This is a genomic window from Kluyvera genomosp. 1, from assembly GCF_001266615.1.
Taxonomy (GTDB): Bacteria; Pseudomonadota; Gammaproteobacteria; order Enterobacterales; family Enterobacteriaceae; genus Kluyvera; species Kluyvera cryocrescens_A.
Map to the genome: position 1 here is coordinate 13770 of NZ_LGHZ01000052.1, position 25305 is coordinate 39074.

The following is a 25305-nucleotide window of genomic DNA, read 5'->3' on the forward strand; positions in this document are numbered from 1 at the left end:
TATTTTGTTGATAAACTAAACAAAAATAGAAAAACACCGAATTCTGTGATTCGCATTGCACTAAAAGCGTTATTTTTTAACCATATCGTTAAATATGATGAGCATCACAAAAAAAATCACTTTGTCTTTTACACTGCACGCCATCGTATTTAAAAACGCTTTATTTTTAATTAAAACGCCTGCCTTTCACGTATCTTAAATACGCGACAGGTATAATTCTGTTGTTATCTTTTCTCATATTTGCAGAAGGGTTATCACTATGAACTCAATACCTCGCCGAGGATTATTAGGCCTTGCGCTGCTGTGTTCTGGCCTCAGCACTTCCCTGTATGCCGCCGAGCCTTACACGCTTGATGGTAAGGACCTGGCCTTTAGCCGCCAGCAGATTGCGGCCAAAGATCCACTGTTCGTTCAGGCGCAAAGTGCGCTGCTGAAGAAAGCCGACCTCGCATTAAAGCACCCGCTGTTCTCAGTGATGGATAAAACGCTGGTCGCCGCCAGCGGCAACAAACATGACTATTACAGCTTCCCGCCTTACTGGTGGCCAAATCCCGATACCAAAGATGGGCTGCCGTATATCCGCAAAGATGGGCAAACCAACCCGGATGCCAATAGCGATGCCACCGATAAAAATCGGCTGGTGAAGATGAGTAATGATGTCTCGACGCTAGCCCTTGCCTGGTACTTCTCACAGGACAAACGCTACGCGCAAAAGGCCACTGAGCAGTTGAAAAGCTGGTTCCTCAATTCAGAAACCCGCATGACGCCAAATTTGCAGCACGCGCAGGCAATACCCGGCATAAACACTGGGCGCGGCATTGGCATCATCGACAGCCGCGCGCTGGTCGATGTGGTGGATGCCATTGCCCTGTTGCAAGATTCCGGAACCCTGAGTGATAAAGAAGTGACCGATCTTAAGCAGTGGTTCGGTGAGTTTTATCACTGGATGACCACCAGCCAGAACGGCTTTGAAGAGGAGAACTGGCACAACAACCACGGCACCTATTTTGATATGCAGGCAACGACCTTCGCACTGTTCAGCGGTAAAACCGAGGACGCGAAAAAACGGTTGTACGTCACCCAGCTGCGGCGCATCGCCGGACAGTTTGATATCGAAGGCCGCCAGATGGCGGAGCTGGAGCGAACCCGTCCGTGGCACTACAGCAACTTCAACCTTGAAGCCTACAACCGCCTGGGGCGCCTGGGTGAAAAAGCCGGGGTCGACATCTGGAACTTCACCCTCGACGACCATAGCCTGCGCAAGGGCTATCACTACATTGCCGGATTTATCAACAGCGACACGCCGTGGCCGTGGAAAGATCTCGACAAAATGGACGACAAAAAAGCGTTACGCAATATTGCCACCGCTGCTCACGCCTGGCCGGAAGACCCGCTGTTCCGCGAAAAAGCCCAGTGGTTACGCGCAAAATATCCCGACGATATCACCACGCTCATCGCCCCACTTTCCGCATCAGCAGAGGTCAAGGATAACCACTGATGAAACAATTTTCTGGGCTATGGCCCGAGATTGCCAGACGTGCAGCCGGCAATAACGGCCTGATGACACAGCTCGTGAAGAATGCACAGCCAATGCTGGATGCCGAGGTGCGCATTCCGCAGACCGGCATTGCCAGTTGGAATCTCTACTATTTTTGCCCGCACCACGGCGTGCGGTTAACCTGGCAGGCCGACTCTCCCCACCAGCACGCCTGTCCGGTGGACGGCGAGATATTTCGCGGCGAACCATGGGATGGTGCATGGTGGCGGGAGATGAATGGCCGTAACGCCAGCGCCTGCCAGCAGCTGGGCCTGTTGTGGCAGTTGACCGGCGTGACGGCCTATCGCGATAAAGTGCGTACGCTGCTGATGGGCTACGCCGATGTCTATCCTGGGTATGAAGTTCATGGTGATATTCCGCATAACGGTCCGGGCAAGATGAACGCCCAAACCCTGTGTGAGGCCAACTGTATTCTGGATATGGCGCTGGGCTATGACTTTATTCGTGAAACGTTAACCCCGAGCGAGCAGCTGCATATCAGCGAAAATCTGCTGCGCTGCGCTGCGAATTTTTTGCGTGAGCATCGCAGCCCGCAGATCCACAACCACGAGGTAAAAATCGGCGCAGCGCTCGGGGTGCTCGGGTTTGTCCTGGAAGATGAGGATCTGCTGGAGTTTGCCGTCAATCAGCCGTACGGCCTGCGATGGCAGCTGGAGAATGGCCTGCTGGCGGAGGGGTTGTGGTTCGAAGGTTCGGTGCACTACCACTATTATGCGCTGCAAGGTTTCTTTGCCTTTGAAAAACTGGCCCGCGGCACCCGCTGGAGCCTGATCGACGGCCCGTGGTATCAGCCGATGCTAAGTTTCCCACTCGCTTTGCTGCTGCCGGACGGCACCTTCCCGCGTCTTAACGACTGCCTCGCGGGGCAGGAAAAACTGCACCACCGGGATGTGTATGAGTTTGCCTGGTTTATCTGGCGCGACCCGCTGTACGCCGCCGTGCTGCAGTTTACCGAGTCAGAACCTGACGAACGTGAAACGCTGCTGTGGCGCGACCAGCCGCTGCCAGAAAGTACGGCGACACTGATCCCTCAACAGTCGCTGTTTGCGCCGGGCGCAGGCATCACCTTGTGGCGTAATCAGCAGCAACAGCAGGCGCTGCTGATTAAGCACAGCCCGTGGGGGGGCGAGCACGATCATTACGATCGATTAGGGCTGATGCTATGGCAGCAGGACGGCTGGCTGCTGCCGGATCTTGGCACCACCGGGTACGGTGCCAAAATGCACTATGACTACTACAAAAATAGCGCCACCCATAACACGCTAACCGTGAATCAAAGCAACCAGCCGCCGGCCAATCCTGATGTGCTGGGCTGGCATATGGGCAACGACTATCTGTGGCTGGATACGCAAGTGGACTGGGGCAAGCCACCGCCGGAGCTGAATAGCCATACGCGTGTCGAATGGGACGTCCTGTCCTGGCAGGAAATTCGCTTCCGCCGCCGGCTGCTATGGATTGATGATGTGCTTATCGACCTGTCATCCGTTGAAAACCCACATCGCCAACAGCTCGACTGGACCCTGCATCTGGCCGCGCAGGCGCTAGACCAAACCGGTACACCGCAGCCCTTTTCACTCAGCGGGCCGCTGCGGCATATGGAAGACTCTACCATGACGCCGCTCCATGGCTGTCAGCCGCGCCACTTCACGCGCGGTGAAAATACCGTGGCGCTCTGGCTGGCGGGTGATGGCGAACTGTGGCAAGGGCTGGCACCGGATAACCCGGCAATAAGCAACCTCAGCTATCTGGTGTTGCGCAACCATTTGCCGCAGGCGCGTTTTGTCTGTCTGTGGGATCTGGCAAAGTCAGCGCCGCTGACGGAGGTGAGCGTTCATCATACGCCCATTGGCACTCAGCTTTCGTTCTGGCGCGGGGAACATGTCACTCATGTGACACTCTACGATGACCCGGAATTGCTGCCTGATGTGATCAACTAGAACCACGCCTTCCGGCAACGGAAGGCGTATTTAACGTTTTTCAACGGTGATCATCGAGACGAAGGGATGATACTGCCAGGGAATACTGCCCCCCTGCTGGTACATCTTCGAGATGGTACCGTCGAGATAGAGCATCTGCCGCACGTTCAGCCGCGTTTTGGCATAGCAGGCGAAATCATAAAAATTGGTTTCGCGATCGCTTAGCATAAACACAACCTTTCCCTGCTTAGTGATGCCGACACCGTTGCGCAGTTTACGCGAGCTAGCGGAAGGTTTAAGCCGCCAGTTGATGGTCCCGTTTTCAATCAACATGGGGCCAGACTGCACCGCGTAGTCCATCCCTGCGGTCGATTTCAGCTTATCAAGACTGACGATCCCCGCCTGATGACCGCGAAGATAAAATACGCCACCGGGTTTTATAAAGAAGTTGCCGCCACCTGATGCGCGGTTGACCGCCACTTTTTGCTGACCGTTCTCAATATAGAGTCCGAGCGGCGCGTAAGCTTTATCGTAAATGCCGCCGTTCATCGCCATCCGCACGCGGCCATCACCGTTGATAGCACCAAGCAGCGCGCGCAGCGAACCATAGTCTTTACCGTTAGGCTGCTGCCAGTACATGGCGATACGTTCACGTTGGGGATCGGCTTGATAGCTTTGCAGCGTAAGGCCCGGGTCGGTCAACTGACAGGAAGGACCGGCTGCCGCCAGTAACGGCGTAGTCGCCAGTACCAGCAACAGCGGTTTTAGGAGGAACGCCATTGGCTTATTCGTCCTCGTCTTCGTCCTCAAAACGGGCAACGATTCGCTCGCCGGTGTGGGTTGCGCGCAGCTCTTCAGCCACCAGCGCAATAGCCTGACCGCTCGCCATGCCCTGAGACATCAGCTCCTGAATACGCTCAACGGCTTTCTGCTGCTGTTCATGGCTTAATGAAGGTAATCCTGCAAACATCATTGACTCCTGCTACATTGTGGGCGCTTATTATTTCATGCTGCCCGAACATTCGCCATAGGCAGCGCAGACCAGGCTGGACAGAATAACGATGTTACACCCTTCAACCATGACGCTTCCCTGGCGACAGGACGCAGCAGAATACTATTTTGCCCCGTTAAGCGCCTCGCCATGGGCCATGATGTTGCACTCAGGCTACGCCAACCATCCGCACAGCCGTTACGATATCGTGGTTGCCGAGCCGCGTATCACGCTCGTCACTCGCGGCGAAACCACCGAAATCAGCCGTGTCGACGGCCCCGTCATCTCATCACATGACGATCCGCTGGCCCTGCTGCACGACGCGCTGGCAAGCTGTGGGTTTAACGACACGTCATTTCCAGATTTACCGTTTATCGGCGGCGCAGTTGGGCTGTTCGGCTACGATCTCGGACGGCGTTTTGAAAATCTGCCACAGCTGGCACAGGCTGATATTACCGTGCCAGATATGGCGGTGGGGATTTATGACTGGGCGCTGATCGTTGACCACCATCGTCAACGCGTGACGTTGCTGTGCCATGGTGATGTCAACGCGCGTTTGGACTGGCTTGCACAACAGCAAGCAACCGTTGCCCAGCCATTTGCCCTGACTTCAGGCTGGCAATCCAATATGAGCCGTGAACAATACGGCGAAAAATTCCGTCAGGTGCAGGACTATTTACAAAGCGGCGACTGCTACCAGGTCAACCTTGCCCAGCGTTTTCAGGCAAGCTACCGGGGCGATGAATGGCAGGCATTTGTTCGTCTTAATCACTGCAATCGTGCGCCGTTCAGCGCATTTTTGCGTTTTGACGACAGCGCTATCTTAAGTCTGTCACCCGAGCGCTTTATTCAGCTTGAACAGGGGCAGATCCAGACCCGCCCCATCAAAGGTACCTTGCCGCGTTTAGACGACCCGCTGGCCGATGCCGAACAGGCCAATCGGCTGGCGAACTCAGCGAAGGATCGTGCAGAAAATCTGATGATTGTCGATCTGATGCGCAACGACATTGGCCGGGTGGCCGTGCCGGGCAGCGTACGCGTACCGGAGTTGTTCGTGGTCGAACCATTCCCGGCGGTCCATCATCTGGTAAGCACCATCACTGCCACCTTACCTGCTTCTCTGCATGCGACCGACCTGCTGCGCGCAGCGTTTCCCGGCGGCTCGATTACCGGTGCGCCCAAAGTGCGCGCGATGGAGATCATCGACGAACTCGAGCCTCATCGTCGCAACGCATGGTGCGGCAGCATTGGCTATCTCAGCGCCTGCGGCAATATGGACACCAGCATTACCATCCGCACTGTCACCGCAACGCAAGGCACGCTGTACTGTTCAGCTGGCGGCGGTCTGGTGGCTGACAGCGAAGAAGCCGCGGAATATCAGGAAACATTTGATAAAGTTAATCGTATCTTATCGCAACTGGAGTCATAACCATGGATGTCAACGCGCTGAATCTGGATGACTTTCTCTCCCGCTTTCAGCTGCTGCGCCCGCAAACCAGCCGCGCGGCGCTCAATGCTCGTCAGGCTGCGGTGTTGGTGCCGATTGTGCGCCGTCCTCAGCCCGGTCTGCTGCTGACGCAGCGCTCCGCACGTTTGCGCAAACATCCCGGCCAGGTAGCATTCCCCGGCGGTGCAGTAGACAGTAGCGATGCCTCGCTGATTGCCGCCGCGCTACGGGAAGCCCAGGAAGAAGTGGCCATACCGCCGGAATGCGTCGATATTATTGGCGTGCTGCCGCCGGTCGACAGCGTAACCGGCTTTCAGGTAACTCCCGTACTGGGCGTCATCCCACCGGATCTGCACTATCACGCCAGCGAAGACGAAGTGGCGTCAGTGTTTGAGATGCCGCTTGCCGAAGCGCTGCGCCTTGGCCGCTATCATCCGCTCGACATTCACCGTCGCGGCGATTCTCACCGCGTTTGGCTGTCGTGGTATCAGCACTATTTTGTCTGGGGTATGACCGCAGGCATCATTCGTGAGCTGGCGCTACAAGTGGGCCTTAAACCCTGACTATACTTATCCTAAACAGCGGCACTCAGCATTAGTAAAACCAAGGCTATTCATTAGTTAAATTCATGTGAATAGTTCAGCTGAGTTCCGGGTTCCCTCATACACTATGCGCAGTTATTACATCGTTGCCGCAACAACGCGGCAACCCTGTCAGGAGTGTTAAAGTGATTAGTATATTCGACATGTTTAAGGTGGGGATTGGCCCCTCATCTTCCCATACTGTAGGGCCGATGAAGGCAGGCAAACAGTTCGTCGATGACCTGGTCGAAAAGGGACTGATTGATGACGTGACGCGCGTTGCCGTCGACGTCTATGGTTCACTGTCCCTCACCGGTAAAGGCCACCATACCGATATCGCGATCATTATGGGTCTGGCGGGCAACCAGCCGGATACCGTTGATATTGATGCTATCCCGGCGTTTATTCGTGACGTTGAAACCCGCGGCCGTCTGCTGCTGGCAAAAGGCCGCGTCGAAGTTGATTTCCCGGCGAACGACGGCATGCGTTTTCGCAGTGAGAACCTGTCGCTGCACGAAAACGCTATGCAGATCCACGCCTGGGCCGGCGAGACGCTGGTCTATAGCAAAACCTACTACTCCATCGGCGGCGGTTTTATCGTCGACGAAGAGCATTTTGGCAAAGAAGCCAGCAATGCAGTACAGGTGCCTTATCCGTTTGCTTCTGCCGCCGAACTGCTTGGCTATTGCCACGAGACGGGCCTCTCCGTCTCCGGCATGGTGATGCAAAACGAACTGGCACTGCATAGCAAACAAGAGATTGAAGATTATTTCGCTAACGTGTGGCAGACCATGCAAGCGTGTATCGATCGTGGGATGAATACCGAAGGTATTCTGCCAGGGCCGCTGCGCGTGCCGCGCCGTGCTTCAGCGCTGCGTCGTCTGCTGGTCGCCAGCGATAAGCTGTCCCACGATCCGATGAACGTGGTTGATTGGGTCAATATGTTTGCGCTGGCGGTGAACGAAGAAAACGCAGCCGGTGGCCGCGTGGTGACGGCACCGACCAACGGCGCCTGCGGGATTGTGCCTGCAGTGCTCGCCTACTACGACCACTTTATTGAACCGGTCACGCCAGAAATCTATATCCGCTACTTCCTTGCGGCGGGTGCAATTGGCGCGCTGTATAAGATGAACGCCTCGATTTCCGGCGCCGAAGTCGGCTGTCAGGGTGAAGTGGGTGTAGCCTGTTCAATGGCCGCAGCCGGTCTGGCCGAACTGCTGGGCGCAAGCCCTGAGCAGGTTTGCGTCGCCGCCGAAATCGGTATGGAGCATAACCTGGGTCTAACCTGTGACCCGGTCGCCGGGCAGGTTCAGGTTCCGTGCATCGAACGTAACGCCATTGCCTCAGTGAAAGCGATTAACGCCTCCCGCATGGCAATGCGCCGCACCAGCGAGCCGCGCGTGTCGTTGGATAAGGTTATTGAGACCATGTATGAAACCGGTAAAGACATGAACGCCAAATACCGCGAAACGTCACGCGGCGGCCTGGCTATTAAGGTTCAGTGCGACTAATACCTCTCTCACCCACCCCTAATACGGGTGGGTGATTTATTTCCCTCTTTTCTCTCACTTTTTTAGCTTCCCTCTACACTTGCACTATCGTCACTGGTATTTTCAGTATCAATACATTCGCACCGAGTCCCGGACATGCAAACCGCACAATGGATTATCAGAAAATATCTGCGTAAGCGAATCGCCGTGTGCGTGACCGTCGCCATTTGTGCTTTCGCGCTCACTCTAGGAATACGATTTATTTCGCAGCGTAGCGTAAATCACAAGCAGATAGAGATGCTCACCAACCACTCGGTAGAGCGACTGAATAAAATACTGCTGCCGCTGGAAACCCAGCGCAGCGAGATGCTGGCGTTGGTTGGGCAGCCCTGTGAAGCCATTCATCTACAACTGCGAAAACTGGCCGTAGAACTGCAGACGGTGCGTTCCATTGCGCTCATCAAATCAGGCCATCTTTATTGTTCTAGCACCCTTGGCGCGCGCAATGTCCCGATTCACTCACTGCAAGCGCAGCTACCTAACCCCCAACCTCTGCTGCAATTAACCATCGATCACTCCTTGATTAAAGGCACGCCGATACTCATCCAGTGGTTTCCCGCTTCGGCGGATGGCCAGGACGGCGTGTTGGCTTCTATTAATATAGATTTGGTCAGCAGCATTATTCTGGAAGCCTCGCCGCCGCTAATTAGCCACATGAGCCTGAACGTAGGCGATCGGTATTATCAACATGAAACCGGAATTACCCCGCAGTTGGTCAATTCCGACAACAGTTCCTACACCCTACAATCCTCACGTTTCCCTTTCAGCATTAATGCATTAAGCCCCGGCCCTGAACGGCTGGCATTGAGCAATCTCTATTCCGAGCTCCCCCTGGCCATCATCATGAGCGTGCTGTTTACGTGGATTGCCTGGCTGGCTACCGCCGGTCGCTTGAGCTTCTCGCGGGAAATTAATATGGGGATTGCAGGCAAAGAATTTAGCCTCTACTGTCAGCCGCAGATGGACGCGCGCGTGCAGCGCTGCACCGGCGTTGAGATTCTGCTGAGATGGAACAACCCGCGCGTCGGTTGGGTTGACCCAGACGTTTTTGTGCCAATTGCCGAAACGCAAAATCTGATAATCCCTCTCACCCGCTATGTCATTGGCGAGACCGCGAAAAAGCTTCATCTTTTCCCGCAGGATCCCGATTTTCAGATAGGTATTAACGTGGCAGCACCGCACTTCAAGCACGGGCAACTGCTGAAGGATTTACAGCAAAGCTGGTTTAGCGTTAAGCCGGTACAGCAGTTGACCATCGAACTTACTGAACGTGATGCACTACATGATGTGGATTACCAGGTACGCAGCGATCTGGGCAATCGCCAGATAAAACTGGCTATCGATGATTTCGGGACGGGTAACAGTTCACTCTCGTGGCTGGAAATGCTGCACCCGGACGTCCTCAAAATCGATAAATCATTTACCGGAGCTATAGGAACGGATGCGGTGAATTCAACGGTGACCGATATGATTATCGCGCTTGCTCAGCGTCTGAATATTGAACTGGTTGCGGAAGGCGTGGAGACCGATGAACAGGCGAGCTATCTCCAGCGCCACGGCGTTCATTTGCTGCAGGGGTATCTGTTCTCACAACCGATACCCCTTGAGGATTTCCCGCGCTGGATGGCGGAACAGGAAGCACAAACGCGGTAGGATTTGTGCTTCCCGTCAATGCCCGGATTTGGCAGGTTTGAGCCTTAGTCGGGCTTCTGAGAGACGTTACTCTTCTTCGTCATGGTGTGAGTTCAACTTCACCACACGTACCTGATCAACACGATAATTGTTGGCTTCCGTCACGGTGATTTGTACCGACGGGAGTTCAACTCTCTCGCCCGCACGCGGGATCTGCCCGTTGACCGCGATCACCAAACCGGCAACCGTTGCATAATCATTATCTTCGTCAACCAGATTATCGAGCCCCAACGTTTGCTGTAGCGCATGCAGGTCGGTGGAGCCCTTTACCAACCAACCATCGCCATCAGCAACAATTTCTGGCGTTTCGTCGGCGTCCGGGAACTCCCCGGCAATCGCTTCCAGTACGTCCAGCGGCGTTACCAGCCCCTGCACCATCCCGAATTCGTTGGTGACCATGACGAAGCTCCCACGCGCCCGTCGCAGCACGCCCAGCAGATTGATGGGGTCGAGGGTATCCGGCACAATAATCGCCGGTGAGGCAGAAGCGATAGCCAGCACGTCTTCACCAGCCTCCAGTGCCACCAGCAGCTCTTTAGCCCGCACAATCCCGACAATCTCATCCAACTCACCGCGACATACCGGGAACAGGCTATGCGGTGAGGAGAGCAGCTGCTCGCGGATCTCATCGCGACTCAGGTTGGCATCAACCCAGCTGATTTCACCCCGCGGCGTCATGATACTGCGCAACGAACGCGAAGCCAGGGTCAGTACGCCGTTAATCATGTAGCGTTCTTCTTCCACGAACGCTCCTTCTGGCACCGGCACGGTCGCTTTATTGCTTTCATCATTGACCACGGCAACCGGTTTACGGTTACCCATCAGGCGCAAAATAGCGTCTGCGGTACGAGCACGCAGCGGCTGCGTGGATTGATGGCGAATAAAGTTTCGGCGCGCGATCTGGTTAAACAGTTCGATAAGTACCGAGAAGCCAATCGCGGCGTACAGGTAGCCTTTCGGAATATGGAAACCAAAACCTTCTGCGACGAGGCTTAAACCAATCATCAGCAGGAAACTTAAACACAGCACCACCACGGTCGGATGCTGGTTGACGAAGCTGGTCAGCGGCTTAGACGCCAGCAGCATCACGCCCATCGCGATAACCACAGCGGCCATCATTACCCACAGATGCTCCACCATACCGACCGCAGTAATCACTGCGTCCAGCGAGAAGACAGCATCCAGCACCACAATCTGCGCAACGACCACCCAGAAGCTGGAATAGCCTTTGCCATGACCGGAGTCGTGCTGACGGTTCTCTAATCGCTCATGGAGCTCAGTCGTCGCCTTAAACAACAGGAATAGACCACCGACCAGCATGATCATGTCACGTCCTGAGAAGGTCTGCCCCCATACGGTAAACAGCGGCGCGGTGAGCGTCACCATCCACGAGATAACGGACAGCAGTCCCAGTCGCATGATAAGCGCCAGCGAGAGGCCGATAAGACGAGCCTTATCACGTTGTTTTGGCGGCAGTTTATCGGCAAGAATGGCGATAAACACCAGGTTATCAATACCCAGAACAATTTCCAGCACGACAAGCGTCAACAATCCCGCCCAAATTGACGGGTCCATTAACAGTTCCATAAAGCACTCCAACGAGAGACAAGACGGGTCATCGCTATGTCATGTTTAAGCGAGACGATACCTGGCGATAGAAAAAGTTGGCGCGTATGGCCGAAAGATGTGCCGCATAAGCGAGCGAAAACGAAAAGGCGTCGGTGAGGATCCATACTACGGGCTGATGCCCTATACTCCTGTCTAGTTAAACGAAGCATTAACATAGCAAATTAAAAAGATATTTTGCCAAAGATTTACCAGTCTTTGCAAAATGTAAGGCTATTTTTTACACCGCAAAATAATTGCAACCCTTTAACTAAATTACGGATCTTCATCACATTAATTATTCTTTCACTGTCTAAAATAATTCTCGGTAACTATTGGTTTATCTCTCTAACCCTTGTCTGAATCGATTCGGTAACGGCATCGGCTCAAATGGTATCAGCCCTACTGATACTCACGATAATAAAAGGAGGTAGCAAGTGACGATTGCTATTGTAATAGGCACACATGGTTGGGCAGCAGAGCAACTGCTGAAAACGGCAGAAATGCTGTTGGGCGAGCAGGAAAATGTTGGCTGGATCGATTTCGTGCCTGGCGAGAATGCAGAAACGTTAATCGAAAAATACACCGCTGAGCTGGCAAAGCTTGATACCAGTAAAGGTGTATTGTTCCTTGTCGACACGTGGGGCGGTAGCCCATTCAACGCGGCTAGCCGCATTGTGGTTGATAAAGAAAACTACGAAGTGATCGCTGGCGTCAACGTACCGATGCTGGTCGAGACCTTTATGGCTCGTGATGATAACCCAAGCTTTGATGAGCTGGTGGCGTTGGCTGTTGAGACCGGTAGCGAAGGCGTGAAAGCGCTGAAAGCAAAACCCGTTGAAAAAGCGGCTCCTGCACCGGTTAAGCCTAAAGCTGCAGCACCTGCTAAACCAATGGGCCCGAACGATTATATGCACATTGGCCTGGCGCGTATCGATGACCGTTTAATTCACGGTCAGGTTGCTACCCGCTGGACTAAAGAAACCAACGTTACGCGCATTATTGTGGTCAGCGATGAAGTTGCCGCTGATACCGTGCGTAAAACGTTGCTGACTCAGGTTGCACCTCCTGGCGTCACGGCGCACGTTGTCGATGTCGCTAAAATGATCCGCGTCTACAACAACCCGAAATATGCGGGTGAGCGTGTGATGCTGCTGTTCACTAACCCGACCGACGTTGAACGTATCGTGGAAGGCGGCGTGAAAGTGACCTCAGTAAACGTTGGTGGTATGGCGTTCCGCCAGGGCAAAACCCAGGTAAACAACGCGGTATCCGTTGACGAGAAGGATATTGAGGCCTTTAACAAACTGAACGCACGTGGTATCGAGCTGGAAGTCCGTAAAGTTTCCACCGACCAGAAACTGAAAATGATGGATCTGATTGCCAAAGTGCCGAAATAAGGCTTTGGCAACGTTTTAGCCTTCACACTTAAGTCTGAATAAGCAATAGGAGAAGTACAATGGAGATTACCACTCTTCAGATTGTGCTGGTGTTCATCGTCGCATGTATTGCAGGTATGGAATCAATACTCGATGAATTTCAGTTCCACCGTCCGCTGGTCGCTTGTACGCTGATCGGTATCGTTCTCGGGGATATGAAAACCGGTATTATCATCGGTGGTACCCTGGAAATGATCGCTCTGGGCTGGATGAACATCGGTGCAGCCGTTGCGCCTGATGCTGCGCTGGCATCAATTATTTCTACCATTCTGGTCATTGCAGGCCATCAGGGTATCGGCGCAGGTATCGCGCTGGCTATCCCTCTGGCAGCCGCAGGCCAGGTTCTGACCATCATCGTTCGTACCATCACCGTGGCATTCCAGCACGCAGCTGATAAAGCAGCTGAAAGCGGAAACCTCACGGCGCTGTCCTGGATTCACGTTTCCTCTCTGTTCCTGCAGGCGATGCGTATTGCAATCCCAGCAGTAATCGTTGCGGTCTCCGTGGGTACCAGCGAAGTTCAGAGCATGCTGAACGCCATTCCGGAAGTTGTGACCAGCGGTCTGAACATCGCCGGTGGCATGATCGTGGTAGTAGGTTACGCGATGGTCATCAACATGATGCGCGCAGGCTATCTGATGCCGTTCTTCTACCTCGGCTTCGTGACTGCAGCATTCACTAACTTCAACCTGGTTGCTCTGGGCGTGATTGGCGCAGTAATGGCTATCCTCTACATCCAGCTGAGCCCGAAATACAACCGCGTTGCAGGTGCACCTGCTCAAGCGGCTGGTTCTAACGATCTTGATAACGAATTGGACTAACAGGTGAGCGAAATGGTTGATGTGACTAAAACTACCACCGAGAAAAAACTCACTCCGGGCGACATCCGTGGCGTGTTCCTTCGTTCAAACCTGTTCCAGGGTTCATGGAACTTCGAACGTATGCAGGCGCTGGGCTTCTGCTTCTCTATGGTGCCGGCGATTCGTCGTCTGTATCCAGAGAACAACGATGCGCGTAAACAGGCTATCAAGCGTCACCTGGAATTCTTTAACACCCATCCTTACGTAGCGGCCCCTGTACTGGGCGTTACGCTGGCGATGGAAGAACAACGTGCTAACGGCGCAGAGATTGACGATGGTGCTATCAACGGTATCAAAGTTGGTCTGATGGGCCCGCTGGCAGGCGTAGGTGACCCAATCTTCTGGGGTACCGTACGTCCGGTCTTCGCGGCGCTGGGTGCCGGTATCGCGATGAGTGGTAGCCTGCTTGGGCCACTGCTGTTCTTCATCCTGTTCAACCTGGTACGTCTGGCAACCCGTTACTACGGCGTGGCTTACGGTTACCGTAAAGGGATCGATATCGTTTCTGATATGGGTGGTGGCTTCCTGCAGAAACTGACTGAGGGGGCGTCTATCCTCGGCCTGTTTGTCATGGGGGCCCTGGTTAACAAGTGGACGCACGTAAACATCCCGCTGGTGGTTTCAACTATCACCGGTCAGGATGGCCAAACCCGTGTGACTACCGTGCAGACAATCCTTGACCAGCTGATGCCGGGCCTGGTTCCTCTGCTGCTGACCTTCGCCTGTATGTGGCTGCTGCGTAAGAAAGTGAACGCCCTGTGGATTATCGTTGGCTTCTTCGTCATCGGTATCGTGGGTTACGCAATCGGCCTGCTGGGTCTGTAATATCTGATGTACACCGGGGGCCCTGCCCCCGGTTTTTTTATTTGGAGGCTTAATGTCCATTACGGATTTGGTACTGGTCCTTTTCATCATCGCACTGCTGGCTTTCGCCATTTACGATCAGTTCATCATGCCCCGCCGTCATGGCGCCACCCTTCTCGCCGTCCCTCTTCTACGCCCTGGTCGCGTAGACAGCGTTATCTTCGTCGTGCTGATCGTTATCCTTGTGTACAACAATGTCACCAGCCACGGTGCGCTAATTACCACATGGTTATTATGTGCACTGGCGTTAATGGGATTTTACCTCTTTTGGATCCGCAGCCCGAAAATCATCTTTAAAACGGAAGGCTTCTTCTTTGGAAATGTGTGGATAAAATATAGCCGTATTCAAAAAATGAATTTATCCGAAGATGGTGTGCTGGTGATGCAATTAGAAAAACGCCGTCTTCTTATTCGGGTTAAGAATATTGATGACCTGGAGAAGATCTACAACCTTCTTGTTAATTCTCAATAAGTTAAAATATAGCCATCGCTATATCTGTTCTATTTCACAGCAGATAAGTTATAGCGCTGGCTATGTTTATTCCGCAAAACCTCCCGATATTTATTAACGTATTGATTACGCAATAAATCTAAATGAAAATCGTTATCATCAAACAATAAAATAAGCAATAGCAATTGTTGTTTTATATTCTAAAAATATGTTAAGGTTGCGCCCGTCGTTGGGGAGTAGCTGATTTCCATCCCATGGAAATGTACGTGTCAACATACTCGTTGCAAAACGTGGTGCGTACGGATTACACATCGTAGTCAAGCGAGACCATAGACGCATTCACTGCTGATTACTGGGGGCAGTAATGTGTCATATGGAAACTTCCCGGTCTGGACATCTTCATGAATTTAACCGCTACGATTCTCCTTGCCTTTGGTATGTCGATGGATGCGTTCGCTGCATCAATCGGTAAAGGCGCGACGCTACACAAACCTAAATTCTCTGAAGCCCTGCGCACCGGCCTGATTTTTGGTGTCATCGAAATGCTCACACCGTTGATCGGTTGGGGTTTAGGCATGCTCGCCAGCCAGTTTGTGATGGCATGGAGCCACTGGGTTGCTTTTGCTCTGCTGGTATTCCTGGGTGGACGAATGGTTATCGAAGGTTTTCGCGGTGATGATGCTGAAGAAGATACTGAGGCACCGCGTCGTCACGGCTTCTGGCTGCTGGTGACTACCGCCATCGCCACCAGCCTTGATGCAATGGCCGTCGGCGTAGGTCTGGCGTTCCTGCAGGTGAATATTCTGGCTACCGCTTTCGCGATTGGCTGTGCCACCTTCATTATGTCTACGTTGGGAATGATGGTTGGCCGCTTTATTGGCCCGCTACTCGGTAAAAGAGCAGAAATTTTGGGCGGGATTGTGCTCATCGCTATTGGCGCGCAGATCCTCTACGCGCACTATATGGGCTAATCGATATCTCTTTGCCAGGCGTGAATCGCGAAATCCGTCTGGCAAGCAAATTGCGCACTCTGCTTCAGCGTCTCCCACACTTCCGGTTTCGCCCGCCATGCAAATGGTGTCATCTGCAAAAGCGTTACCGCTTCCTCACCGCTTAACTGCATCGGATAAGCTAAAGCGTCGTGGCTTTGTAGCGTAAAACCGTCAATCACTTCTGAGTGTGGGGCATGCAGTTGCACGTCACTGTAAATCAACCCCTTCATTTCCAACAGATGGCGCGGTCCTGGGGTCACTGTGATAACCCAGCCCCCGGGTTTAACGACGCGTTTGAGCTCCGCCGGATTACAGGGCGCGTAAATGCGCACTACCGCATCCATGCTCGCATCATCGAACGGTAAACGCTGGCTGGATGCCACGCAGAAATCCACCTGCGGGTAGCGCTTCGCCCCGTAGCGCACAGCCGTCTTTGAGACATCCAGCCCCCAGGTTTCTTTTGCAACGGCGGCAAAGGCATGAGTGTAGTACCCTTCCCCACAGCCAATATCCAGCAGATGTTCAGGATTTATCGCCCTCAGTTTCGCGCTGACGGCATCACGCAAAGGCTGGTAATGCCCTGCATCCAGAAAAGCACGGCGCGCCTGCATCATTTCCGCACTGTCTCCCGGATCGCGTGAACGTTTATGCTGTACCGGCAGGAGATTAACGTAGCCCTCTTTCGCCTGGTCAAACTGATGACGCTGTGGGCAAAGGTAACTATTGCCGCTGCGCGTAAGAGGCGCGTGGCAGAGCGGACAACTGTAGGACATAACGACTCCGGTATAATCATAAAGGGCGAAAGTGTACCGCTATTCAGGCAAGGGAGAAAGATGAAGCGGAGGTAAAAATAGGCGGGCTGAAAATGATAAAGCCCCGCATTAGCGAGGCTTTATGTCTGATAATGATGCGCTACCGCGCCGCAAGATCAGTGATAGTCGAATCAGATAGCGGTTACGTTAACAGCCGCTGGGCCTTTCTGGCCGTCCTGAATTTCGAACTCAACGTTCTGGCCTTCAGCCAGAGTTTTGAAGCCGTTACCCTGGATTGCAGAGAAATGTACGAATACATCTTTGCTGCCGTCAGCAGGAGTAATGAAGCCAAAACCTTTAGACTCGTTGAACCACTTAACTTGACCTTTAATCTTTGCCATTTGCAAAATTCCTTAGAGTGTTTTCTGCGCCCGCAGGCGTTTTCATATAGATAAAACTGAGACATGACTGCATGCGGCACTAATATAAGGTTCGGCAGAGAAGCGGTATTCAACGTCAACGTGTTTACTCAGAACTTCTTTACTGAAAATGCCATACATAAACAGAACTGTACCTCGTTTAACCCAAAACGTGTTATCACATACAACGTAATTAATGGCAAGCCATTTTTAAACGTGTCTCGATCGGCCGCACAAATCCTAACAAATCATTTGTCCGCTTGCGCATTCATACGATCTCACGGCCCCTAAACACCGAGCCTTAGCAAGCTGCCAACGTGACCTAGCCTACGGTAACGTAAGACTTTTTTAACATGGCCCTACATTTGATCTGCGTTAAGATTCATCACAAATGCATCATTTTTATTTATATCGTTAGATATATTTTCACTATAACTTTTTCAGATACCATTTTGCTCAAAGTTATAAGTACTTCACATTTGTGCCGAGTTCCTGCACGACCAATCGGGTTAATAACGCAATCATATTGCACTAAGTTAATGAAAATTTTGTGACACCGCTTCATTACGATGCAATAAAAACGTTTCGCTAATTAAATGCAGATTATGCGGCTATTAATTAAGCAGCGATACTATGCTAATTCGAGCAATAATATATCCTTCGTAAAATTAAACCCATCGGATGTTCATTACCAACAATAACATACCGTTATAGGTCATCAGATTGATGCGATTGTTCGAAGGGGCTTAAAATTGCATCAATCGATGCGCAAAATCTCAATGCGTTGGCGCAAACGGGAAAGAAGGTTCGGGAGAAAGTACGCAATGCACCAGGAAAGCGCATCAGGAATTCGTCCGGCAGCCCTGACAGGCTGCGCGGAGTCCTCGAACAAAGAGTTTATCGCTCAGCAACCAAGCGGATAAAATCGTCTTCGTCATTATCTTCTACTGCTGCCTGCGTTTTTGGCGCATCTTCTTCTTTTTTCTCTGGCTCGTGAATCTCGCACAGGCGACGCAACAGCGCATTCTGACGCTTTTGCTGATCGAGTAACGATTCAAGGAGTTCGATTTGCTCATTAGCACGTGAACTGGTGCGATTCACAAAAAACCACAGCACCAGACCGACTAACAGCAGAAGAAAGGAGAATGCCAACGAGGCTAGATTTAATGCCCCAGAACTTACAAGATCACTCATTTTACCACCTCAAAAGGAACGATCCATTCTACCACTCACACTACGGAAGGAAATCGCTGCCAGCAAAAATGTTTTACCAGGGTATAAACCTGTTGATACTGCATATGCCGCTGAAAAATTGAACGTCCTGATCGCACATCACGTTGATCATTTGCGTCCACAACAGCACACAGGCAGCAATAACGAGTATCAGTAATACCCATCGAAACTTTTTCACTCCACTCTCCGCATGAATTCTTATTCAGATGTAACCAAGTTAGCATGCTAACCTTAAACCGCGGCTAACTGTAATAGCATCTGGCACTTTTAGGAATCATAGACTTGTGTCAATCGGTTATCGAAGTAACGTGGTATACATGAAACATATAATAGAAGAGGAATTCTTATGCGCCTGTTTATCAGAACCGTCATCTTTTTGGTTATTGTCGCCATTGGCGTTCTCCTGAGCGGGTACGGCGTACTAGCGGGAAGCCAGCAGACGGCGGGAGGGTTAGGTTTGCAATGCAAGTACCTGACGGCACAGGGATTCAGTACTGCATTCTATCTGCGTGGGGACAACGGTATAGTCGGTCGGTCAAGCTGCCCACTGTTGCGTAAAAGTGCCAGCGTGGTCGATGAGGGCTAAAACAGATTAAAAAAAAGCCCGGTCATCGCCGGGCTTTTTGTGTCAGATTCAGAATGGATAATCGTTATAACCCATCTGCTCTGAAATTTTACGCGCTGCCGTATGCAGCATCTCCACATACTCATGCAGACGTTCTTCCGAGAAACGCAGCGTTGGGAAAGAAATACTTAATCCCGCAATCACCACGCCAAAACGGTCGAATACCGGCACGCCGATACAGCGCAGACCTTCTTCCTGCTCTTCGTTGTCTTCGCCATACCCCTGCTTACGCACCTGCTCAAGCACGGTGATCAGCTCATCAGTATTGGCAATGGTACGCTCGGTGCTGCACTTATACTCTACGCCTTCAAGAATCTGACGCACTTCGTCAGTTTCGCGCCAGGCGAGCAGCACTTTACCAATTGCCGTACTGTACAGCGGGTTACGACGCCCCACACGGGAATACATGCGCAGGTTATACATGGAATCAATCTTATGAATGTAGACGATACTGTCTTCATCCAGCGCACCCAGGTGAACCGTTTCCTTCGTCAGACGAGAGAGTTCACGCATCTGAATATCCGCACTGCGGATCAAATCAACGTTCTGTAATGCGCGAGCACCCAACTCAAACAGCTTCAGCGTGAGCGAATACTTTTCGGATTCCCCTTCCTGGGCAACGTACCCCAATGATTTCATGGTCTGCAAAAAGCGATAAACGGTGCTTTTCGACATCATGACGCGCTGCGAAAGTTCAGTAATACCAATTTCGCGTTCTTCGCCAAGTGCCTGCAGGATACCAAAAACCTTTAGTACCGAAGAGACAGAATCTGGCTGTTTGTCCAAATCCGCTGCTGACATTTATCACCTCATCGCAACTGTTTTATAAATATTAGAACCGGTTTTTATTATAATTTCGCAATCCCGTTGTAGCAATGAAACTTCTGTGACCTGGTTACAAATCTGCGACATCCAATTGATTAATCAATGCTAGAATCATTTCCTGGTTAATAATTTCCACAAAAACAAGTTTCTCCACATGACTAAACCCTTGATTGATGGCTTACCGCTACCCCAGCGCTATGGAGCCATTCTTACGATTGTGATTGGCATAACAATGGCCGTTCTCGACGGCGCGATTGCGAATGTAGCCCTACCCACCATTGCCAGCGACCTTAATGCCTCGCCTGCGGCTTCTATCTGGATAGTGAATGCCTATCAGATTGCCATTGTTATCTCCCTGCTCTCACTTTCCTTCCTCGGCGATATGATTGGCTATCACCGTATCTATAAAGCCGGGCTGGTTGTCTTTACCCTCACCTCACTGCTTTGCGCATTGTCGCACTCGCTAGAAATGCTGACCCTTGCCCGTATCGCGCAAGGGTTTGGCGGCGCGGCGCTCATGAGCGTGAACACGGCGCTGATTCGCCTGATTTATCCGCAGCGTCAACTTGGGCGCGGAATGGGGATCAACTCCTTCGTCGTTGCCGTCTCTTCTGCTGCGGGCCCAACGATTGCCGCCGCCATTTTGTCACTCGCATCCTGGCAATGGCTGTTCCTCATTAATGTTCCATTGGGCATTGTCGCCTGGCTATTGGCCGTGCGATTTCTGCCATCAAACGGGACCCGTAACCAGACGCAGCGCTTTGATCTGCCGAGTGCGGTGATGAACGCATTAACATTTGGCCTGCTTATTACCGCACTGAGCGGCTTTGCGCAGGGGCAATCGCTGGTGCTGGTGTGTACCGAACTGGTGGCGCTGTTGGTGGTAGGATTCTTCTTTGTTCGCCGCCAGCTGCGTCTCCCTGTACCGTTGCTGCCGGTTGACCTGTTGCGCATCCCGCTATTTTCCCTATCGATTTGCACCTCTATCTGCTCCTTTTGCGCACAGATGCTGGCAATGGTGTCGCTGCCTTTCTTTTTGCAAAGCATTGTCGGGCGAACGGAAGTTGAGACCGGTCTGCTATTAACACCGTGGCCGCTGGCGACTATGGTCATGGCACCGCTGGCGGGGTATTTGATTGAGCGGGTACACGCTGGGTTGCTCGGTGCACTAGGAATGGCCATTATGGCCTGCGGACTTTTTGGCATGGCCATGCTGCCGTCATCGCCGAATGATATCGATATTATCTGGCGGATGCTGCTATGCGGTGCTGGTTTTGGTTTGTTCCAGTCGCCAAATAATCACACCATCATCTCTTCAGCCCCGCGCAACCGCAGCGGCGGCGCCAGTGGAATGCTGGGAACTGCGCGACTACTGGGACAAAGTACCGGCGCTGCGCTGGTCGCATTAATGTTCAACGTTTTCGGCAATGGTGGTACACATATTTCGCTGCTGCTGGCAGGCACGCTTGCGGTCGTCGCAATGCTCTTTAGTGGGCTACGTGTTACCCAACCGCGGGCGCAAAGCTAAACCGCACATCGCCGACAAAAGAAAAGCGCCTCGAATGAGGCGCTTTTTTTATTTCATGTATTCGCCGCTGCGCAGCGCTTCGATGCGTTTGTCTAACGGCGGGTGAGTCATGAACATTTCGCTCAGCGACTTTGATTTACCGTTAATGCAGAACGCCATCATGCTGCTGGCTTCCTGCGGTTCATAGCTGGTTTTCAGGCGCTGCAACGCCGCAATCATCTTCTCACGGCCGACCAATTTCGCCGAGCCGGCATCCGCATGGAATTCGCGATAGCGGGAGAACCACATGGTGATAATGCTTGCCAGAATACCGAACACCAGCTCAAGCACCATGGAAACCGCGAAGTAGATCAGCGGGTTGCCGTTACCGCCCTCTTCACCTTCATCACGGTTGCCGCCAAGGAAACCGGCGGCAATCTGCGCGATAACGCGAGAGATAAAGATAACGAAGGTGTTCACGATGCCCTGAATCAGCGTCATGGTCACCATGTCACCGTTGGCGATGTGGCTGATTTCATGGGCGATAACCGCCTCGGCTTCGTCACGGCTCATGTTCTGCAACAGACCGGTGCTGACGGCGACCAGCGAGGCGTCACGACGCGCACCGGTGGCAAACGCGTTTATATCCGGCGCGTGATACAGTGCGACCTGCGGCATCGCAATACCCACCTGCTCAGACTGACGAGCCACGGTTTGCAGCAACCAGCGTTCTTGCTCGTTACGCGGTTGTTCAATCACCTCACCGCCGACTGATTTCAGCGCCATCCATTTCGACATCATCAATGAAACAATAGAGCCGCCAAAACCAAACAGCAGCGCCATAATCAACAGACCCGTCATGCTGCTCGACTGAATTCCTGTCAGGCTTAGCACCAGCCCAAACACAACCATGACTGCCAGGTTGGTCATCAGGAAAAGCGCGATTCGCATCATAATTTACTTTTAACCTCTTCTTAACAAAACGCACTATGCGATTACCCATATCGTAGGGGCAATACGCTAATTTTCAACGATTACGTGAGGCTAAGTCACCAGAAAGACACAACTTTACATTTTGTAGCATAGTTGTTGACGTGAAGATGAGAGTGCTAAAAAAACAGGCACAATTTCTTGTGCCTGTTGAGGGTTATTTGCTCGCCGCGGGTTGTTCTGCGGGGCTGGCTTTTTCTATCTTCGCCAGGTCGACGGCAATGTTGACCGTCTCGTCGAGATACGGATCCGGCTCTTTGTAGTCTTTTGGCAGATCGTCGAGTTTCTTCAGCGGTGGTTTACCTTCACGCTTATAGCGATCGTTAATCCGCGCCAGACGCGTTGCATCGTCTTCATTATTCTCTTTCTCACGCTGAGCGTAGTTCAAAGAAGCAATATTGCGTTTATCCTTCAGTGAATTGAAGTGAGCAATATCTTTGGCGATGTACTGGAACTCAGGATCTTTAGCGATACGTTCATCGTGCAGCTTCAACAGCTGCGGTTCGAACGGCTTCATATCGCCCGATGTGACGTAAGTAGCGGCATTGACGCTATCCCACGGCAGTGCGTTGTCCTCGAATTTCTCACCGGTTTCAGTCTCTTCTTTGCCTGTTGGCATCAGAATATCCGGCGTGACACCTTTACGCTGCGTGCTGCCGCCGTTGATTCGGTAGAATTTCTGAATGGTGTACTGGACGGAGCCCAGCGCTGGCCACTCAGGACGGAGCATCTGATCATAAATGCGGTTGAGCGAACGGTACTGCTGCACAGTGCCTTTGCCGAAGGTCGGTTCACCGACGATAAGCGCGCGACCGTAGTCCTGCATGGCGGCAGCAAAGATTTCCGATGCCGAGGCGCTAAAGCGGTCAACTAACACCACCAGCGGGCCTTTGTAATAAACCACGCCGTCGGTATCGCTATCTTCGCGGACCTTACCGTTGTTATCACGTACCTGCACGACCGGACCGGATGGAATGAACAGACCCGAAAGCGATACCGCTTCAGTCAGTGCACCACCGCCGTTGCTGCGCAAGTCGATAATCACACTGCTGACGTTCTGTTTTTCCAACTTCTGCAACTGCACTTTCACGTCTTCGGTCAGACCGACATAGAAGCCCGGAATATCCAGCACGCCGACTTTGTCTTTACCGACGTTTTTCACCGACATTTTCACCGCGCGGTCTTCAAGACGAATACGCTCGCGAGTCAAAGTCACGATCCGGGTTTTTGAACCTTTACCCGCCGGCAGAACTTCCAGGCGCACTTTGCTGCCCTTCGGCCCTTTGATCAGCGCAACAACGTCATCAAGACGCCAGCCGATCACATCCACCATCGCTTTACCGGTTTGACCGACGCCAACAATACGATCGCCAACGCTAATCGCCTTGCTTTTGGCCGCCGGGCCGCCCGCGACCATGGAGTTGATGACGGTGTAGTCATCATCCATCTGCAGCACCGCACCAATACCTTCCAGAGACAGACTCATTTCGGTATTAAATTGCTCGGTATTACGCGGAGAAAGGTAGTTTGTGTGCGGATCGATTTCACGGGCAAATGAAGTCATTGCCAGCGAGAAGACGTCTTCACTGTTGGTTTGCGCCAGACGACGAATCGCAAATTTATAGCGGCGCGCCAGCGTATCATGAATTTCTTTGTCGTCTTTGCCAGCCAATTTCAGGCTCAGCTGATCGTATTTAACCTTACCGTCCCACAGTGCGTTCAGCTCGGCCTGATCTTTTGGCCACGGCGCTTTAGAGCGATCGAGGTTAAACGTATCGTTGCCGGTGAAGTCCATCGGACGCTCGAGCACTTTGAGTGCATACTCATAGCGCTCAAAGCGGCGCTTTTGCGCCAGATTATACAGATCGTAAAAGACATCAAGTTTGCCTGAACGAAGCTCGTCGCCAATCTGCCCTTTTTTCGCTGAGAATTGCTCAACGTCGCTGGCCAGCAGCACATTGTGGCTGTAATCCAGCAGGTTCAGATAGCGATTGAAAATTTTGGCTGAAAAAGCTTGATCGAGATCGAACTGGCGATAATGAGAACGGGTAAAGCGCGATGTCACGCGCTCACTCACCGTGGCGTGTTGGGTCTCTTCCTTAAGAACAGGAAGTTGATCAACGCGGGTAATATCTTCAACCGCTACGGCCTGGCCTGTTAATAATAACAGGCCAGTAAGCGCGGAGAGCCTAAAGAATTTGTTCATGCCTGGCTCGGCCTCCGTTTCAGAACACCAGGTGTTCTGCGCGTACAATCATTGACAGACCCGAAGTAAGCTGCACGCGAACGCCGTCTTTGGTGATTTCCAGAATCGTGGCGTCCATTGCGCTGTTGCCTGCTTTCACTTTCAGGGCTTGCCCAACGGTCAACGCAGTCAAATCGGATACGGGTGTCAGCTTCTCTTCGCGGACTTCGCGAACGGCTTTAGCAGCAGGTTTCGCAGCGGCTGCGCGCGGCTTACGCTCTGCCCCTTCTTTGCGACGCACTGGCGGGCGTGGTTTACGCTCACGACGTGGCGCGTCACCTTGCTCACCTGCCGCAGCGGCGGCTTCGCGTTTTTTCGCCTGCTGTTCAGCGCGCTGAGCCTGAACACGAGCTTTGGCTTCTTCAAGCTGCTGACGAGCATGCGCCACGTGTTGCTCATCCAGTTCCCCACATGGGTTACCGTCGAGATCGACGCGAACGGCACCGGCTTTGATACCGTAGAGGTAACGCCAGCTTGAAGTATAAAGACGTAATGCGGAACGCAGTTGAGTTTTGCTGAGGTTCATTTCCCCTTCAACACGCTCGACGAGATCCTGAAAAATGCCGACCTTCAGGGGGCGAGCTTCACCTTCCGCGCTAAAGCACTGCGGGAAACGTTCGGCTAAAAATGCGATAACTTCTTTACTGCTATTCAACTTAGGTTGATTTTCCATGAAATTTCCTGATTACAACGGACGTAGCCAACAAGCCGCAGGCATGAACAGGCGACATTATAATGACGTCATCCGTAAATGCTACGTTAT

General features: G+C 52.4%; 25 protein-coding genes. 13 read left to right on the forward strand and 12 right to left on the reverse strand.

Annotation, left to right across the window (positions count from 1 at the left end; all coding sequences use genetic code 11):
- The first annotated feature begins 259 nt into the window (after positions 1-259).
- Positions 260-1498 carry an alginate lyase family protein gene (locus KP80_RS21185; protein WP_052285617.1) on the forward strand — a complete coding sequence of 413 codons (1239 nt, stop codon included), beginning with the start codon at positions 260-262 and terminating at the stop codon, positions 1496-1498.
- The gene (locus tag KP80_RS21190; RefSeq protein ID WP_052285618.1) at positions 1498-3495 is read left to right on the forward strand and encodes a heparinase II/III domain-containing protein; all 1998 of its coding nucleotides are present in this window, start codon (positions 1498-1500) and stop codon (positions 3493-3495) included. The genes KP80_RS21185 and KP80_RS21190 overlap by 1 nt, the downstream gene beginning before the upstream one ends.
- A 30-nt stretch (positions 3496-3525) precedes the next feature.
- On the opposite strand, the gene KP80_RS21195 is transcribed toward KP80_RS21190, so the two are convergent.
- Together KP80_RS21195 and KP80_RS21200 are read right to left on the reverse strand one after the other, a co-directional pair.
- The gene (locus KP80_RS21195) at positions 3526-4254 is read right to left on the reverse strand and encodes a phosphodiester glycosidase family protein (RefSeq protein WP_052285619.1); all 729 of its coding nucleotides are present in this window, start codon (positions 4252-4254) and stop codon (positions 3526-3528) included.
- A gap of 4 nt (positions 4255-4258) precedes the next feature.
- A complete protein-coding gene (locus tag KP80_RS21200) occupies positions 4259-4444 on the reverse strand; it encodes a YoaH family protein (RefSeq protein WP_035891624.1) in 186 nt (61 codons plus the stop codon).
- 91 nt (positions 4445-4535) lie between these two features.
- Between KP80_RS21200 and pabB the strand changes: the two genes are divergently transcribed.
- The 4 genes from pabB to KP80_RS21220 all read left to right on the forward strand — a co-directional run bounded on the left by pabB (position 4536) and on the right by KP80_RS21220 (position 9696).
- Complete coding sequence (pabB, locus tag KP80_RS21205; RefSeq protein WP_052285620.1) at positions 4536-5894, forward strand: aminodeoxychorismate synthase component 1; 1359 nt, start codon at positions 4536-4538, stop codon at positions 5892-5894.
- 2 nt (positions 5895-5896) lie between these two features.
- Positions 5897-6475, forward strand: coding sequence for a CoA pyrophosphatase (locus tag KP80_RS21210; RefSeq protein ID WP_052285621.1), 579 nt, complete (start codon positions 5897-5899; stop codon positions 6473-6475).
- A gap of 164 nt (positions 6476-6639) precedes the next feature.
- On the forward strand, positions 6640-8004 hold the full coding sequence (sdaA, locus tag KP80_RS21215; RefSeq protein ID WP_052285622.1) for an L-serine ammonia-lyase: 1365 nt from the start codon (positions 6640-6642) through the stop codon (positions 8002-8004).
- 135 nt (positions 8005-8139) lie between these two features.
- Positions 8140-9696: an EAL domain-containing protein gene (locus KP80_RS21220; RefSeq protein WP_052285623.1), complete on the forward strand. Its 1557-nt coding sequence runs from the start codon at positions 8140-8142 to the stop codon at positions 9694-9696.
- Positions 9697-9762: 66 nt separating this feature from the next.
- Here the strand turns inward: KP80_RS21220 and yoaE are convergent, their stop codons facing one another.
- Entirely contained in the window at positions 9763-11322 is a 1560-nt protein-coding gene (gene yoaE, locus KP80_RS21225; RefSeq protein ID WP_052285624.1) for a CNNM family cation transport protein YoaE, read from the reverse strand.
- Between the two features lie 455 nt (positions 11323-11777).
- Here yoaE and manX point away from each other — a divergent pair, with 455 nt between their 5' ends.
- From manX to mntP, 5 genes are all read left to right on the forward strand, one after another.
- A complete protein-coding gene (gene manX / locus KP80_RS21230; protein WP_052285625.1) occupies positions 11778-12740 on the forward strand; it encodes a PTS mannose transporter subunit IIAB in 963 nt (320 codons plus the stop codon).
- Positions 12741-12799: 59 nt separating this feature from the next.
- A complete protein-coding gene (gene manY / locus KP80_RS21235) occupies positions 12800-13600 on the forward strand; it encodes a PTS mannose transporter subunit IIC (protein ID WP_052285626.1) in 801 nt (266 codons plus the stop codon).
- A 12-nt stretch (positions 13601-13612) separates the two neighbouring features.
- A complete protein-coding gene (locus KP80_RS21240; protein WP_052285627.1) occupies positions 13613-14464 on the forward strand; it encodes a PTS mannose transporter subunit IID in 852 nt (283 codons plus the stop codon).
- A 52-nt stretch (positions 14465-14516) separates the two neighbouring features.
- A complete protein-coding gene (locus KP80_RS21245; RefSeq protein WP_052285628.1) occupies positions 14517-14975 on the forward strand; it encodes a DUF986 family protein in 459 nt (152 codons plus the stop codon).
- Between the two features lie 380 nt (positions 14976-15355).
- The gene (mntP, locus tag KP80_RS21250) at positions 15356-15925 is read left to right on the forward strand and encodes a manganese efflux pump MntP (protein ID WP_052285629.1); all 570 of its coding nucleotides are present in this window, start codon (positions 15356-15358) and stop codon (positions 15923-15925) included.
- On the opposite strand, the gene rlmA is transcribed toward mntP, so the two are convergent.
- The 5 genes from rlmA to mgrB all read right to left on the reverse strand — a co-directional run bounded on the left by rlmA (position 15922) and on the right by mgrB (position 18528).
- Positions 15922-16719 carry a 23S rRNA (guanine(745)-N(1))-methyltransferase gene (gene rlmA, locus KP80_RS21255; RefSeq protein WP_052285630.1) on the reverse strand — a complete coding sequence of 266 codons (798 nt, stop codon included), beginning with the start codon at positions 16717-16719 and terminating at the stop codon, positions 15922-15924. The genes mntP and rlmA overlap by 4 nt on opposite strands.
- A 170-nt stretch (positions 16720-16889) precedes the next feature.
- Complete coding sequence (gene cspE, locus KP80_RS21260; protein ID WP_001062678.1) at positions 16890-17099, reverse strand: transcription antiterminator/RNA stability regulator CspE; 210 nt, start codon at positions 17097-17099, stop codon at positions 16890-16892.
- 42 nt (positions 17100-17141) lie between these two features.
- Positions 17142-17258, reverse strand: a complete 117-nt coding sequence (locus tag KP80_RS22765) for a DUF2627 domain-containing protein (RefSeq protein ID WP_072129187.1) — start codon at positions 17256-17258, stop codon at positions 17142-17144.
- 756 nt (positions 17259-18014) lie between these two features.
- Complete coding sequence (locus tag KP80_RS21265; RefSeq protein ID WP_052285631.1) at positions 18015-18311, reverse strand: YebO family protein; 297 nt, start codon at positions 18309-18311, stop codon at positions 18015-18017.
- A 73-nt stretch (positions 18312-18384) separates the two neighbouring features.
- Positions 18385-18528, reverse strand: coding sequence for a PhoP/PhoQ regulator MgrB (gene mgrB / locus KP80_RS22775; protein WP_072129189.1), 144 nt, complete (start codon positions 18526-18528; stop codon positions 18385-18387).
- A 168-nt stretch (positions 18529-18696) separates the two neighbouring features.
- Here mgrB and KP80_RS21270 point away from each other — a divergent pair, with 168 nt between their 5' ends.
- On the forward strand, positions 18697-18936 hold the full coding sequence (locus tag KP80_RS21270; RefSeq protein WP_052285632.1) for a YobH family protein: 240 nt from the start codon (positions 18697-18699) through the stop codon (positions 18934-18936).
- A 48-nt stretch (positions 18937-18984) separates the two neighbouring features.
- Here the strand turns inward: KP80_RS21270 and kdgR are convergent, their stop codons facing one another.
- Positions 18985-19776 (reverse strand): DNA-binding transcriptional regulator KdgR, encoded by a 792-nt coding sequence (gene kdgR / locus KP80_RS21275; protein ID WP_052285633.1) that lies wholly within the window; start codon positions 19774-19776, stop codon positions 18985-18987.
- 178 nt (positions 19777-19954) lie between these two features.
- On the opposite strand from kdgR, the gene KP80_RS21280 reads away from it, so the two are divergent.
- A complete protein-coding gene (locus KP80_RS21280; protein WP_052285634.1) occupies positions 19955-21328 on the forward strand; it encodes an MFS transporter in 1374 nt (457 codons plus the stop codon).
- A 48-nt stretch (positions 21329-21376) separates the two neighbouring features.
- Here the strand turns inward: KP80_RS21280 and htpX are convergent, their stop codons facing one another.
- The 3 genes from htpX to proQ all read right to left on the reverse strand — a co-directional run bounded on the left by htpX (position 21377) and on the right by proQ (position 25215).
- Positions 21377-22261 carry a protease HtpX gene (htpX, locus tag KP80_RS21285; RefSeq protein WP_052285635.1) on the reverse strand — a complete coding sequence of 295 codons (885 nt, stop codon included), beginning with the start codon at positions 22259-22261 and terminating at the stop codon, positions 21377-21379.
- A 193-nt stretch (positions 22262-22454) separates the two neighbouring features.
- Positions 22455-24503, reverse strand: a complete 2049-nt coding sequence (gene prc / locus KP80_RS21290; RefSeq protein WP_052285636.1) for a carboxy terminal-processing peptidase — start codon at positions 24501-24503, stop codon at positions 22455-22457.
- A gap of 19 nt (positions 24504-24522) precedes the next feature.
- Positions 24523-25215 (reverse strand): RNA chaperone ProQ, encoded by a 693-nt coding sequence (gene proQ / locus KP80_RS21295; protein ID WP_052285637.1) that lies wholly within the window; start codon positions 25213-25215, stop codon positions 24523-24525.
- Between the last annotated feature and the right edge of the window lie 90 nt (positions 25216-25305).

What these genes read in the sequence shown, in the direction of transcription:
- KP80_RS22765 (WP_072129187.1), bottom strand. Translation starts at nt 17,258, where the DNA reads ATGTATGGCATTTTCAGTAAAGAAGTTCTGAGTAAACACGTTGACGTT.
- prc (WP_052285636.1), bottom strand. Translation starts at nt 24,503, where the DNA reads ATGAACAAATTCTTTAGGCTCTCCGCGCTTACTGGCCTGTTATTATTA.
- manY (WP_052285626.1), top strand. Translation starts at nt 12,800, where the DNA reads ATGGAGATTACCACTCTTCAGATTGTGCTGGTGTTCATCGTCGCATGT.
- KP80_RS21210 (WP_052285621.1), top strand. Translation starts at nt 5,897, where the DNA reads ATGGATGTCAACGCGCTGAATCTGGATGACTTTCTCTCCCGCTTTCAG.
- htpX (WP_052285635.1), bottom strand. Translation starts at nt 22,261, where the DNA reads ATGATGCGAATCGCGCTTTTCCTGATGACCAACCTGGCAGTCATGGTT.
- KP80_RS21220 (WP_052285623.1), top strand. Translation starts at nt 8,140, where the DNA reads ATGCAAACCGCACAATGGATTATCAGAAAATATCTGCGTAAGCGAATC.
- yoaE (WP_052285624.1), bottom strand. Translation starts at nt 11,322, where the DNA reads ATGGAACTGTTAATGGACCCGTCAATTTGGGCGGGATTGTTGACGCTT.
- KP80_RS21190 (WP_052285618.1), top strand. Translation starts at nt 1,498, where the DNA reads ATGAAACAATTTTCTGGGCTATGGCCCGAGATTGCCAGACGTGCAGCC.
- KP80_RS21265 (WP_052285631.1), bottom strand. Translation starts at nt 18,311, where the DNA reads ATGAGTGATCTTGTAAGTTCTGGGGCATTAAATCTAGCCTCGTTGGCA.
- KP80_RS21200 (WP_035891624.1), bottom strand. Translation starts at nt 4,444, where the DNA reads ATGTTTGCAGGATTACCTTCATTAAGCCATGAACAGCAGCAGAAAGCC.
- pabB (WP_052285620.1), top strand. Translation starts at nt 4,536, where the DNA reads ATGTTACACCCTTCAACCATGACGCTTCCCTGGCGACAGGACGCAGCA.
- rlmA (WP_052285630.1), bottom strand. Translation starts at nt 16,719, where the DNA reads ATGTCCTACAGTTGTCCGCTCTGCCACGCGCCTCTTACGCGCAGCGGC.
- KP80_RS21240 (WP_052285627.1), top strand. Translation starts at nt 13,613, where the DNA reads ATGGTTGATGTGACTAAAACTACCACCGAGAAAAAACTCACTCCGGGC.
- kdgR (WP_052285633.1), bottom strand. Translation starts at nt 19,776, where the DNA reads ATGTCAGCAGCGGATTTGGACAAACAGCCAGATTCTGTCTCTTCGGTA.
- cspE (WP_001062678.1), bottom strand. Translation starts at nt 17,099, where the DNA reads ATGGCAAAGATTAAAGGTCAAGTTAAGTGGTTCAACGAGTCTAAAGGT.
- proQ (WP_052285637.1), bottom strand. Translation starts at nt 25,215, where the DNA reads ATGGAAAATCAACCTAAGTTGAATAGCAGTAAAGAAGTTATCGCATTT.
- KP80_RS21195 (WP_052285619.1), bottom strand. Translation starts at nt 4,254, where the DNA reads ATGGCGTTCCTCCTAAAACCGCTGTTGCTGGTACTGGCGACTACGCCG.
- KP80_RS21185 (WP_052285617.1), top strand. Translation starts at nt 260, where the DNA reads ATGAACTCAATACCTCGCCGAGGATTATTAGGCCTTGCGCTGCTGTGT.
- KP80_RS21245 (WP_052285628.1), top strand. Translation starts at nt 14,517, where the DNA reads ATGTCCATTACGGATTTGGTACTGGTCCTTTTCATCATCGCACTGCTG.
- mntP (WP_052285629.1), top strand. Translation starts at nt 15,356, where the DNA reads ATGAATTTAACCGCTACGATTCTCCTTGCCTTTGGTATGTCGATGGAT.
- KP80_RS21270 (WP_052285632.1), top strand. Translation starts at nt 18,697, where the DNA reads ATGCGCCTGTTTATCAGAACCGTCATCTTTTTGGTTATTGTCGCCATT.
- KP80_RS21280 (WP_052285634.1), top strand. Translation starts at nt 19,955, where the DNA reads ATGACTAAACCCTTGATTGATGGCTTACCGCTACCCCAGCGCTATGGA.